Below are 12074 nucleotides of genomic sequence, written 5' to 3' on the forward strand. Positions count from 1 at the left end.
CTCACAGATTTCCTTTAGGGACAGGGAGTAGGGAATGGGGAGTGGAGAGTAGGGTTATTTCTTTTCTTCTTCTCTTTTTATCCTTCATCCCTTATCCTTTTCCCTACTCTTCCTCCATCTTCGGTCTTGAAGTAAAGTAGGGTCTGGATTCTCTCTGTGGCTTCTGGACTGACCGTTTGATGAAATCTCCCACACATCTCTTCGATTCCCTCCTGCGATCCTTTGAAAAGCGACCGTCTCGGTTGTGGCTGTTCTCAGTGGGTTGGGTGGGGTTAGTGTGTGGCATCGCCTTCTTGTGGCGATTGGGCAGTACTGGGTTGGTGGATGAGACGGAACCGCTGTTTGCCGAAGCGGCGCGACAGATGACGGTTACTGGAGACTGGATCACGCCCTACTTCAACAATGCGACGCGCTTTGATAAGCCTCCACTGGTCTATTGGTTCATGGCGATCGCCTACCACATCATCGGGGTGAATGAATGGGCAGTGCGGTTGCCCTCGGCACTCTCCGCGATCGCCCTGACCGTGTTTGGATGGTTGACGCTCCAACGGTTTGCCGTTCTGCCACAGTCCTCTAATGAGGGTGGGATGTCTCGACTGCAACCCCATCACCAGCGATGGCTTGCCGCCTGGATTGGGGCAGTCCTGATGGCGTTTAATCTGCAAACCATTCTCTGGGCGAGGACGGGAGTGTCCGATATGCTCTTGAGTGGCTGTATCGGGACGGCAATGCTGGCATTCTTCTGGGGCTACACTGAACCGACTGACTCACCCGCAAAACCGCGATGGTATCTGGCGTGCTATGTGCTGCTGGCGTTGGCGGTGTTAACTAAAGGCCCCATTGGTGTGGTGTTGCCGGGGTTGGCGATCGCCCTGTTCTTGCTCTACGTCGGTCAGTTTCGGGCAGTGCTGCGAGAACTGCGGCTCTGGCAGGGAGCGTTGATTTTCCTGGGGTTGACCTTACCGTGGTATATCCTCGTGACGTTGGCAAATGGGGATGCCTTTATCGATTCTTTCTTTGGCTATCACAACTTTCAGCGGTTTACCCGCGCGGTCAACAACCACACAGCCCCGTGGTTCTTCTACTTTGGGGTGGTGTTGGTGGGGTTTGCGCCCTGGTCGCTCTATTTGCCCAGTGCGATCGCCCGTTTGCGGTTTTGGCGACCTGCCCTCTGGCGCAACCAACCCCGCACGGCGCATTTGAGTGTGTTTGCTTTGAGTTGGTTCGTGGCGGTGTTTGGCTTTTTTACAATCGCTGAAACCAAGCTGCCGAGTTATGTGCTCCCACTAATTCCGGCAGCGGCGATGCTGGTGGCGGTGTTGTGGAGTGAAGAGGTGGAGCGATCGCGCCTGAGTCGAGGCGTATGGATCAGCAGCCTGTTCAGTGTTGGGTTTCTGGCGATATTGGCAGTTGTGATCGCGATCAGTCCTCGCTGGTTGTCGGGCGATCCGGCAATGCCCAACTTCCCCGAAATCGTGCAGCAATCGGGTATTCTCACGGGGGGTGCGGTGATTGTGGCGATCGCGGCTCTGCTACAACTCGTTGCGTTGCTATTGCGGCAGGGGCGTTGGGGTTGGCTAATTCACACCGTGGCGATCGGCGTGTTCATCCTGTTCACCGCCATGCCCTTTATGACCCTGATTGACGCGCAACGTCAGCTACCCCTGCGGCAACTAGCGGCAACTGCCTTGCAACAGCAACAGCCCACTGAGCAACTGATTATGGTTGGCTTCCCCAAGCCCAGCCTTGTGTTTTATACCCAGTTGCCGATTACCTATGTCGTTCACACCGAAGATTTAGCCCCTTGGTTGCGTCGTCCCTTCCGATTTCGCCGCAATGCCCCAACGTCAGTCATGGTTTTGGGTCTGCCCCGCAAGTTGCAGGAGTTAAATCTGAAACCGGGGGAATTCACAACCCTTCAGCGATCGGGTGCCTATGAGTTGATTCGGGTCAAGCAACCGTTGGAATAATCAGGAATAGCGTTAACATCAATTTGGGTTGACCACCTGACGAATTAATTCGCGGCTATCAGAACCAAGTCTGCCGACGCAGACTACGGAAAATCAAGGTTTGCCGAACCGACGCAGGTCGGTTTTGCTCTTGTAGCTGCGGTTTCAACCGCCAAGACCTCAGGTTAACGTTACAATCGCATCGGCGTTATCTAGCCTTTTCAGGGGTTACCTCGACAATCACCCAAACTTATCAGTAACCTTAAGCAAAGCGAGATTGTAATTGGCTGCAATCCCTGATTCTCCTGATTTACTGAGAGGTAGACCTTGGATTACAACTCATTCATGCACAAACTACCCCATCACTACGAGAATTGGGGTTCTCCCTCCGTGAGTTTAAAGTCAGATGAATTTCAAACCATTCTGATAGAAACTAAGGGCAAAACAACAGCTTATCTGTTGCAATTGTTAAACATCGCAACCAGTGCTTTAGAGCCAGATGAACTGATTTGTTTCATTGGGACTCAACAAGCTCCTAACCTTGTAGCTGCGCTGTTAAATCATCCAACTCGACAGGTGATTTATAATGTCATTCCGGCTGATGGTGATGCGCCAGAAGACGATTTTGAAACTTTAGCAAGCACTCTGGCTAGGTTTGGACTTGAAGATCAAGTTTTTCTATATAACCAAGACTTTGAAGATTTCTTACTGGAATTACGGACTCTAGAAATCTCGGAAAAGATCGGTATTTTGGTGTATGACGGTTTGCATGATTACCGCTCCCATTTGATGGCGTTGCTATTAGCGAAGCCTGCGTTAGCTGAGCGAGCATTAATCATGATGGGAGGGACTGATCTAAACACAACAAATCAGGCAACGCAAGATTTCGTCGCATCTCACCCTGAGTGCCAACTGCTGTTAGATTTCTCAGCCAAAGATTGGACTAAACCCTGGGGAAATATTCAGATTTTGAGTTGGGATTGTCACCCCAAAGCAGCTTCAACTGATGAACAACCTGAGTTAATTAAAAACCCAACGGCTATCAAAATTCTGTCAGATGTCGCCGTGAGATTTGACGAGAATGCTGTGCAAGCTCAACAAGTGGCAGAACAAAATCAAGTTGTTATTCAAACTTTGTTAGACGGTGAAGACCCCATTCAGTTAGAGCTAGGGGCAGGTGGGCGAACCCTTCCGGGATGGACGTCGATCGACATGGGGGGAAACTCTGATTTGGTACTCGACCTGACGCAGCCATTACCCTTTCCCGATGAGTCAGTCACCCAGATTTATTCGTCTCATGTCTTAGAACACTTCTACTATCCTTATGAGTTAGGTTTTTTATTAGCAGAATCCTACCGTGTCTTAAAGCCAGGAGGACGCTTTAGAGCTGCTGTTCCTGACGCCTCAATTTACATCAATGGGTATCTCAACCCTGACCAGTTTGATCCCGATCGCTACTGTTTATTTAAGCCTGCACTTCACTATCATTCACCTATTGATTATGTTAATTACATCGCCTATATGGCAGGACAACACTGCCATCTATTTGATGCTAATAATTTAGTTGCAGTCATACAAAAAGCCGGATTTCGAGATGTCAAATTACGAGAGTTTGACTCCTCGATTGATCTAGAAGAACGACATTATGAATCGCTCTATGTTGAAGGGGCAAAATGAGTGGTGAGATGCCAACTCTTCTTAGGAATGGGAATTATAAGCTTTGGTCAGAAAGCTTAAGGCAAAGGCAGTGGCTCAAACCCTAGTGTTGGGAAAACTTCCTGACTCGCCTTCGCTTATCGCATGTGGCTGCGGCTATACAAACAAAACCGATCTGCGTTGATTGAGTAAACCTTTGATTTCCGGTAGTCCGCGTCGGCGGACTTCGCTTTGATAGCCGCGAATTGATTCGCCAGGTGCTCAACCCGAATTGACGTCAGATATAGCTCCAACCTTTAGATGGAATGACATTCAATGGAGCTGACGGGAGTCGAACCCGTGTCCGCCCTGGGTATTAGTACTTCACTCATTCACAGGTTTAGCTTTTCTGATCCTCAAAGCGGGAACCGTCCCTTATCCCGGACGGTGGGATGCTCTGGTGAAGTCTTAGCTAATGTGCGACCAGAGGCACACAATTAGAGCATCCGTTGAATTTTGTCCACAGCCCTTAACGGAGTCAAACTGTAGACGCTCGAACCTATAAGAGGTGTTTAAGCAACAGCAGCTGCCTTACGAGCAAAAGGAACGATGTTGTTTGCATCTATTCTTTTGAGCCTTTGATTTTCGAGAGACGACTCACTCTCGACCTGCATCACAAAGTAGCGTTCGCCAAAACGTCGAAACCGTTACAGCCCCTTGCTTGACTTAACTCAACTTAGCTCAACCATTATAGCGAATTTAAATGAGTGTTAGGGCAAGATGAAATTTAACCAAAATTACAGACATCAATGGACTGGTAGTGTTAAAACTCTGTTTAGTTCTAAAGTTTTTAACGAAAAATTACGCAAGTACAAAAAAATACAGAGACATAGGGATCATGACGTTACTATTTTTTCTCCATAAGTGATAAAAGTTCCTAACTTAGCTCACGATTAAGTTAGCTTTATTAGTTAGCTGAAGTTTAGTTAGCTCAATTGACTCACTCCAGTTGGTTCTAATCTGTTCTACCGTTAAGAATCAACACAGGTGCCGACCGATTTTTCAAGTTTCTACTGAACCTAATTATTAAAGCTAATCCCTGATTCAGGGAAATCACTAGAACGATGTCGGCATTAGTGATTGCTTATTCGAGTGGTTGCTGATATTGATCCTCGCCCTACTGAGCGATTAACTCCAACAGGGAACGTTGCACTGCCCTCAGGAAAATGGCTTCGCATCGCCAGCAGCAGGTTGATCCCTCAGTAGATGAGCTGAATTGTCGTAACCGTCCGGATGGTAACCCACTCCTATAGGTAATGAAGCAAGTAGCCCATTCGATCAGGAAGATCAGTAAAGCTACCAAATTTTCCTAAGACTTGATCGGTTTGAAAACTGATGGCTTGAAAACTGATAGTAGGGATGGGTGAGTTGAGTTAACAGAACCTTTACAAAGCAGGGTTTGAATGGCAATCTGCCCCTACAAATCTGAACTCTTTAATTTGGACTAATCGGATTTCATATCACGTTAGACCCCATTCAATTGTGTCAACCCAATTAGATCGCTGAAACCGAGGTCAAGATGGCTGGTGGAATCTATCCTTCCTCAGGAAGACGCACAAACGCATCGTTGATGCAAAACGCTGTGAGTCGAGACAACCTAACTCGACGGGCGTTAATTTTTATGTTTTTCATAACGGCGTTTATGAGTGCGCACCTCTTTCGCCTAACGCAATTGCAGTTAGTTGAAGGGGCGTATAATCGACAACTCGCCGAGCAAAATCGGGTGCGTCTGGTGCCTATTCCTGCCGATCGCGGCAACATTACCGATCGCCACGGTAGGTTATTGGCTTCCAATCAACTCTCGCGTGCGGTGTATCTGTGGCCGCGACAGCAAACTCGTGAACAGTGGCAAGCTACGGCTGCTCGTCTGGAGGCGATTTTAGACATTCCTGCGGCTGAGATCATGGGTCGGTTAGAGCAATCTGGGTTTGATTCGCCGTTGCCCGTACGCATCAGTCAACAACTCGATCAGACAGCGTTTGTGGCGATCGCGGAGCAATCAGCTCAGCTTCCGGGCGTAGAGATTGTAGCGGGGTCGGTGCGCTACTATCCCCATCGCAGTCTGGCATCCCACGTGCTGGGCTACATTGGCGAGGCGAGTGAGGCAGACATGGCGGCTAACCCTGACTATCCCAATGGCATGATTGTTGGGCAGATGGGGATCGAGCGCATCGCCAATGCTCAGCTAGAGGGGGTATGGGGCAGTCGTCTGGTAGAAGTAGATGCCAGAGGACGAGAGTCTCGCATTTTGGGGTCGAATCCGACTGTGGGAGGCAACCCCATTCAACTGACGCTGGATCTGGAGCTACAACAAGCCGCAGAACGAGCCTTAAATGGTCGGCGCGGTGCAGTCGTCGCGTTGGATGTTAAGACGGGAGCCGTTTTAGTTCTGGCAAGCGGCCCTAGCTTTGATCCCAGCATCTTTACTCGGCGGGTGACCCAAGCCGAATGGCAACGCTTGCAGGAGGGAGATCAACCGTTCCTCAATCGGGCATTGCAAACCTATCCACCGGGAAGCACGTTTAAGGTCGTCACAGCGACAGCGGGGATGGAATCGGGTCACTTTTCCCCAAATTCCACCATTGGTACTTCTGCGTTTATCAGTTTGGGGGGTATCCAGTTTTGGGAACACAGCAAACACGGTTATGGGGCGATTGGCTTTCGCAAAGCTCTGGCGGTCAGCAGCAATACTTTCTTCTATCAAATCGGGCTACGGGTAGGGCCAGAGGCAATCTCCAAATGGGGACGCCTTTTGGGGATCGGCACCACCTCTAACATGGGCTTAGATGGCGGTAGTCACGGGCTGTTGCCGACTCCGCAGGATAAGGAGGAACTGTATGGCGAACCCTGGTATGGCGGCGATACGGTGAGTATGTCAATTGGTCAGGGGGTTGTGCAGGTGACTCCGCTGGAACTGGCAGTCATGGCATCGACGATCGCCAATGGTGGTCAGCGCGTGCATCCTCATCTGCTGGCTAGCGAGACAAATACCCCCGCGATGCAGCCTGAAGCCACAGGGATCAAACCCGGCACCATCAATGCCATTCGTTCCGGCATGACGGCTGCTGTTCAAGAGGGCACCGCCCGTCGTCTGAATGATGGCTCTATTCCTCTGACCGCTGGTAAAACGGGCACCGCTGAAGTGGTAGGACGTAAGCCCCATGCTCTATTTGTTGGATATGGGCCGGCGAGCGATCCCCAGATTGCGATCGCCGTTATTGTAGAGAATGGGGGCTATGGTGGGGTGGCAGCCTTGCCCATCGCCCACGAAATCTACAAAGCTTATTTCGATCGCGACTAACAGGGCATGAGATGAGTTATGAGCACTGTGAAGGTTTTGAAGCTGGGTTGTCTGGTGGTGGTGTTGATGTTGGCGATCGCCTGTAGCCCATCGACCGTATCCATCACACCTGTCAGTCCTTCTCCGACAACCGTCATGTCACCCAGCACCACGGGGTCTGCTTCAAGTGAACCCTCAGCCACCTGGATTCAGCAAGCTCAAACAACCCTGGCTGAACAGCTAGGATTATCACCCGATCAAATTCAGCTGCAAACGTCAACCCCAATGGAATGGGGCGATGCTTGCTTGGGGTTGCCTCGACCAGATGAGGTATGTGCTCAAGTGATCACTCCAGGCTATCAAGCCACGTTTAGCACACCCCAGGGCAACTATGTCATTCACAGCGATCGCACAGGGCGATCGATTCGTATTGCCGAGCCTGCCTCTTAACCGCTTTAAGGAGATTTCTGAGAAAGAATGTACCAGTCGGTTTCTGGTAGGGACGTTTCACGAAACGCCCTTACAGGTATTTTGTTTCCTGGAAATCTCCTAACGTGAATTCGGGATCAGGATTTTGACGGTTAAACCCGCTGCCATAGGAGCAAAACCGACCTGCGTCGGTTCATCAAAACCTGCCTCTTCCAGAGTCCGTGTCGGCGAACCTTCCCCTATCCGCGAATTCATTTGCCAGGCTCTTAAACCGCACTACGTTACCTCAGTGGCTAGTCAGATGATGATCCACTTTCAGGGATGGGTGAGCGACATCGGAAGCACTGGATGCAGGGTTGGAGGTTGGGTGCGATCGGCTCGACTGAACAATTAAAACCGTACAATCAGCGTGGTGTAACACGTAGTTGCTCACACTGCCCAATAGCACCTCGGTTAACCCCCGTCGTCCCCGTCGCCCCAACACGATTAAATCTGCCTGCCACGATTGCGCTGCCTGACAAAGACCCTGTCCGGCATCGGCGATCTGATAGCTAGATTCAGCAACAACTCCCTGTTGTGCAGCGGTTTCGCAGTAACCTCGTAACAGGGATTGAATGTCCTGCATCCGCTGTTCCAAATAAATCTGCTGAGCTTGATAGGCCTGGTTGACGATGCGTGGCAACAAGCCCAACTCACCCGAAAAGGGACTGCTACCTGTCATGGTTTCTTCAGAAACGCAGTGAAACAGCATTAATTTGGCGTTATTTGACCGGGCAAGGTCGAGGGCTTGAGTAAAGACTTCTTGACTTAAGGGAGAATAATCGATCGCCGCCAAAATCCTTTGAAACCCCATGACTTTCTCCTTTGTCTTAGCTCAGCGTTTTCTGTCTTTACCCATCAACCTAACTCACTTCCTTGAGAATCATTCATTATCGCAATACAGCTTTAAGTGAAGAGGGGCAAAAGGCAAAAAGCAGAGGGGAGAGGGGAATTTTTTAGGAACGTCTCAATCCCAAATGACTATACCCAGCATCTAATGCCATCTTAGATTTTGGATTTGCAATTTTGGATGGCTGGAGCCTTGTACGTCGAAGGCTTCAAGCCATCATGTGTCATGTTTTCTATTTCAATTGGTATAAGTATGAAAGTTTTCTGAAACTCCCTTCAGATCTAACCCTCATCCTTTATCCCTCATCCTTTATCCTTCATCCCTTATCCTTCATCCTTTATCCTTCATCCCTCATCCTTTATCCCTTATCCTTCATCCTTCATCCCTTATCCTTTATCCCTTATCCTTTATCCTTTCTTCTTCATCCCCGATCGATACCACCGGGCAATGCGATCGCGTCTGACTCCCAAAAAGTAAGTCATGATGATGAACTGATTAATCAAGGTTGTTCGCAGCACACCCAATTTTTCCCAGCGGCGGGCTGAGGTGACAACTGAGGCAGGAGCGATCGCCACTCGTCCCAGGTGTTGTAACCGCCGAACAAAATCAAAGTCCTCCATAATCGGTAGCTCGGCAAAGCCTCCCACCTGTTGAAACTGAGTGGCTTTAAGAAACAGAGCTTGATCGCCGTAGGGCAACTGCAACAGGAGCGATCGCCACTTCACCCCCCATTCCACTAAACGCAACCCAGGGATCGAGCTATCGATAGCCAGGTTAAAGGCTCCCAGAACAACGTTAGGTTGAGCCAGAGTTTGGTGTATCTGTTCGACAAATCTTTGAGGCAACTGGCTGTCAGCATGCAAAAAGAGCAACACACTGCCTGTGGCGACAGTAGCTCCCGTATTCATCTGGTGGGCGCGTCCGGGTGGGGTCTGGAGGACGATGGCTCCATAGGCTTGAGCCACAGCAACCGTATCATCCTGACTACCGCCATCGACGACGATCGCCTCCACCTGGGGCACTGCCTTAAGATGCTGTAATGTTTTGGCAATCTTATCGGCTTCGTTGAGCACAGGAATGATCACCGAAATTCGGTCGTGCGGCGTTACCTGGGCTGGCTTTCCATCGCGAATTGCCTCCCACACCGCTACATCTTCGGGGCGATCGATATCTGTGAGGGGTTGCAGATAGGCAAGCGTGAGGTTGAGGGCTTGGGCGATCGCCACGGTTTGTCGAAACACGTCACTGGTTCCCCAGGCAACATCTGAAAATAGTGCCGGGATCAGTCGGCTGAATCGATCCTCCCGACTCTGGTCAGGGGGAGCGTCAGCAACCCGCAAGCCAATCAGGTAATATCCTCCGTCGGTCGCCGGACCCAACACCCCATCACTGATGCAGAGTGCGGCGAATGCCTGTGCCAGTCGCTCTGCATCCACTCCGGGGCAGTCGGTGCCAATGATAACGATTTCTGTTGCCCCTGCTGCAAACGCCGTTTGGGATGCCCAACTCAGCCTTGCGCCCAAATCCCCCTTGCTCTGGGGACGATAATCCAGGTCAGACCCCAGCCAATCCTGAAGGAGCGATCGATAGTCGGCTTCACGGTCTGCATCACCCCCCGCAAACCAAACCGTGACCGTCAGGGTGGGATGAGTGGTTTGTAAAATGCGGATCTGGGCGATCGCATGTTCCGTCATTTGTCGCTGTAGGTCGGCGGCTGCCTCTGCGCCTAATGCTGGAATTAGCCTGGTTTTGGTCTTTCCAGGCTCAGGATATCGGGTAAATACCAGTAAATGTTGCACCTAATTGGGGTCAGCGTGATTACAGAATTTTTGTGGCTCTCTCCATCATCTTCTGCTCAAGCTTCTTTACAATCAAGACTAACGTCTCTGTAACGAAGTGCGATGGCAACAATGAAGGCAGTCCGAATTCACGCTTACGGAGGGTTAGAAACCCTAACTTACGAAGAGGTTCCTTTACCTGCGATCGCCCAGGATGATGTGTTGATTCGAGTCCATGCGACAGCCGTAAACCCCGTCGATTGGAAAATTCGGGAAGGGTATTTGCAAGGGTTTATTGATTACGACCTGCCCTTAACGTTGGGGTGGGATGTGTCTGGCGTGATAGAGGCGATCGGTGCTGAGGTAACTGATTTTAAACCAGGCGATGAGGTCTATGCTCGCCCCGATATCAAACGGGATGGGGCTTACGCAGAATACATTGCTGTCAAAGCCTCAGAGGTTGCCTTCAAACCAAAGGCGATCGACCACATTCATGCGGCAGCTGTGCCACTGGCAGGTATCACAGCATGGCACTGCTTGTTTGAATCTGCCAATTTGACCGCTGGACAACGGGTTTTGATCCATGCAGCCGCAGGGGGTGTTGGTAGCTACGCCGTTCAATTGGCTCGTTGGAAAGGGGCGTATGTCATTGGCACTGCGTCAGCCCGCAATCGCGATTTTCTAATGGAGTTGGGAGCCAATGAGGTCATTGATTACCAGACAACTCCCTTTGAAGAGGCGATCGCGCCTGTGGATATGGTGTTTGACACGATGGGTGGAGATGTGCAAGAGCGTTCGTGGCAGGTGGTTAAACCAGGAGGAATTTTAGTCTCGATTGTGTCTCCGCCACCAGAGGAAAAAGTTGCGGCTCATCAGTGTCGCAGTGCCTATGTGTTTATTCAGCCCAGAGCCGACTGGTTGACCGAAATGGCACAACTCATCGATGCAGGAACCATAAAGCCAATCGTTGAGACAGTGCTCCCGCTCAGTCAAGCGGCTGAGGCGCACAAGCTGAGCCAGAGCGGACGCACACGCGGCAAGATCGTTTTCCAGGTCAGAGATTAATGGTCAGCAGGAGCTTGGAGAGGTTTGTGGGAGATTTGTTTGCAGCGAGAGTGACAGACGAGAGACAGAGACGGTAACAGAATCTCTAAATTTCATAACAAACCCACTTTTAATGGAAATTTTTTTGGGAATGTTCGGGTTTAGAGCTGTGGCAATTGAAAGAAAACGATCAGCAGTAAGTCGTTCTTTGCTGCCCAAATCTACTCTCTCGCGATCGCCATCTCAGTGAGGACAGAAGACTTGGGGCGATGTCCCAACCAGAGGTTCACCTCGGCACCCTGTTTTCACGTTGATGACAAAACTGTAAACAAATCATCTCGCTGAGATGATTAACTTTCGGCTGCGACATCCAATCGTTCTGTGAAGTCTGACATAAAACTTCAATATGGAGTTGCCCGATATGGAAAATCAGAGTGTAGATTTGGGCATTGTATAGAAGAGCCTTTAAGTTCTACCTTTTGGTAGATGCTGAGGGTCACTGCCCAGTCCTTCCTAGCTCCTACTCACCATGAACTCAAACTACAACGGCTTTGCCTTTCCCCTTTGGCAATTTCTAAATCAACCGATTGGGTGCAAAAATTCACCACTGGTTCTAAATCCTTACAAGTTTTGGTCTACCTTTAAAGTGAGACATTTAGAACGCTGCTGGTCTAAAGTGTATCGACCGGAAGAGCATCACCGTAGTTAAGCGATCGCACTTCTATGATACAGGTCAAGGTTTGATGTGAGCTTCCTTTGCAGAAGTAAAATTGTGTATTAACTCTAAATCTTAAAACAAATAGGGTAATAGAGATTTAGAGTACTCACTTGGTATAGGGATAGCAAGCCGCTTCTAGAGACTCGACCTGATGTCGATCGTTGAAGACGTTATGGAATAAATTGCAATCATTAGTTGCGATCGCAACTCATCAATAATATTTAATATTTGAGGCACAGAGAGATGGATTTTTTCCGATCGATGTGCCTTTTGTGTTGTTAAGCGACTGTCT

The 12074-nt window shown here is 49.8% G+C and carries 8 protein-coding genes and 1 other RNA gene; 5 read left to right on the forward strand and 4 right to left on the reverse strand.

What is annotated here, in order from left to right; genetic code table 11:
• The first annotated feature begins 179 nt into the window (after positions 1–179).
• Together H6G89_RS03710 and H6G89_RS03715 are read left to right on the forward strand one after the other, a co-directional pair.
• Complete coding sequence (locus H6G89_RS03710) at positions 180–1970, forward strand: ArnT family glycosyltransferase (RefSeq protein WP_190503945.1); 1791 nt, start codon at positions 180–182, stop codon at positions 1968–1970.
• Positions 1971–2276: 306 nt separating this feature from the next.
• Positions 2277–3626, forward strand: coding sequence for a class I SAM-dependent methyltransferase (locus tag H6G89_RS03715; RefSeq protein WP_190503946.1), 1350 nt, complete (start codon positions 2277–2279; stop codon positions 3624–3626).
• Positions 3627–3918: 292 nt separating this feature from the next.
• On the opposite strand, the gene ssrA is transcribed toward H6G89_RS03715, so the two are convergent.
• Positions 3919–4301: a transfer-messenger RNA gene (gene ssrA / locus H6G89_RS03720) on the reverse strand.
• A 913-nt stretch (positions 4302–5214) separates the two neighbouring features.
• Between ssrA and mrdA the strand changes: the two genes are divergently transcribed.
• Together mrdA and H6G89_RS03730 are read left to right on the forward strand one after the other, a co-directional pair.
• Complete coding sequence (gene mrdA / locus H6G89_RS03725) at positions 5215–6945, forward strand: penicillin-binding protein 2 (RefSeq protein ID WP_255519351.1); 1731 nt, start codon at positions 5215–5217, stop codon at positions 6943–6945.
• Between the two features lie 18 nt (positions 6946–6963).
• On the forward strand, positions 6964–7374 hold the full coding sequence (locus H6G89_RS03730) for a hypothetical protein (RefSeq protein ID WP_190503948.1): 411 nt from the start codon (positions 6964–6966) through the stop codon (positions 7372–7374).
• A gap of 99 nt (positions 7375–7473) precedes the next feature.
• On the opposite strand, the gene H6G89_RS35545 is transcribed toward H6G89_RS03730, so the two are convergent.
• The 3 genes from H6G89_RS35545 to H6G89_RS36190 all read right to left on the reverse strand — a co-directional run bounded on the left by H6G89_RS35545 (position 7474) and on the right by H6G89_RS36190 (position 10041).
• Positions 7474–7608, reverse strand: a complete 135-nt coding sequence (locus H6G89_RS35545) for a hypothetical protein (protein ID WP_255519352.1) — start codon at positions 7606–7608, stop codon at positions 7474–7476.
• Positions 7609–7639: 31 nt separating this feature from the next.
• Complete coding sequence (locus H6G89_RS03735) at positions 7640–8206, reverse strand: universal stress protein (RefSeq protein WP_190503949.1); 567 nt, start codon at positions 8204–8206, stop codon at positions 7640–7642.
• Between the two features lie 443 nt (positions 8207–8649).
• On the reverse strand, positions 8650–10041 hold the full coding sequence (locus tag H6G89_RS36190) for a TIGR04283 family arsenosugar biosynthesis glycosyltransferase (protein ID WP_190503950.1): 1392 nt from the start codon (positions 10039–10041) through the stop codon (positions 8650–8652).
• A gap of 102 nt (positions 10042–10143) precedes the next feature.
• Here H6G89_RS36190 and H6G89_RS03745 point away from each other — a divergent pair, with 102 nt between their 5' ends.
• Positions 10144–11085, forward strand: coding sequence for an NADP-dependent oxidoreductase (locus H6G89_RS03745; RefSeq protein ID WP_199336516.1), 942 nt, complete (start codon positions 10144–10146; stop codon positions 11083–11085).
• The last annotated feature ends 989 nt before the right edge of the window (positions 11086–12074 follow it).

The sequence above is a fragment of the Oscillatoria sp. FACHB-1407 genome, from assembly GCF_014697545.1.
Classification (GTDB): Bacteria; Cyanobacteriota; Cyanobacteriia; order Elainellales; family Elainellaceae; genus FACHB-1407.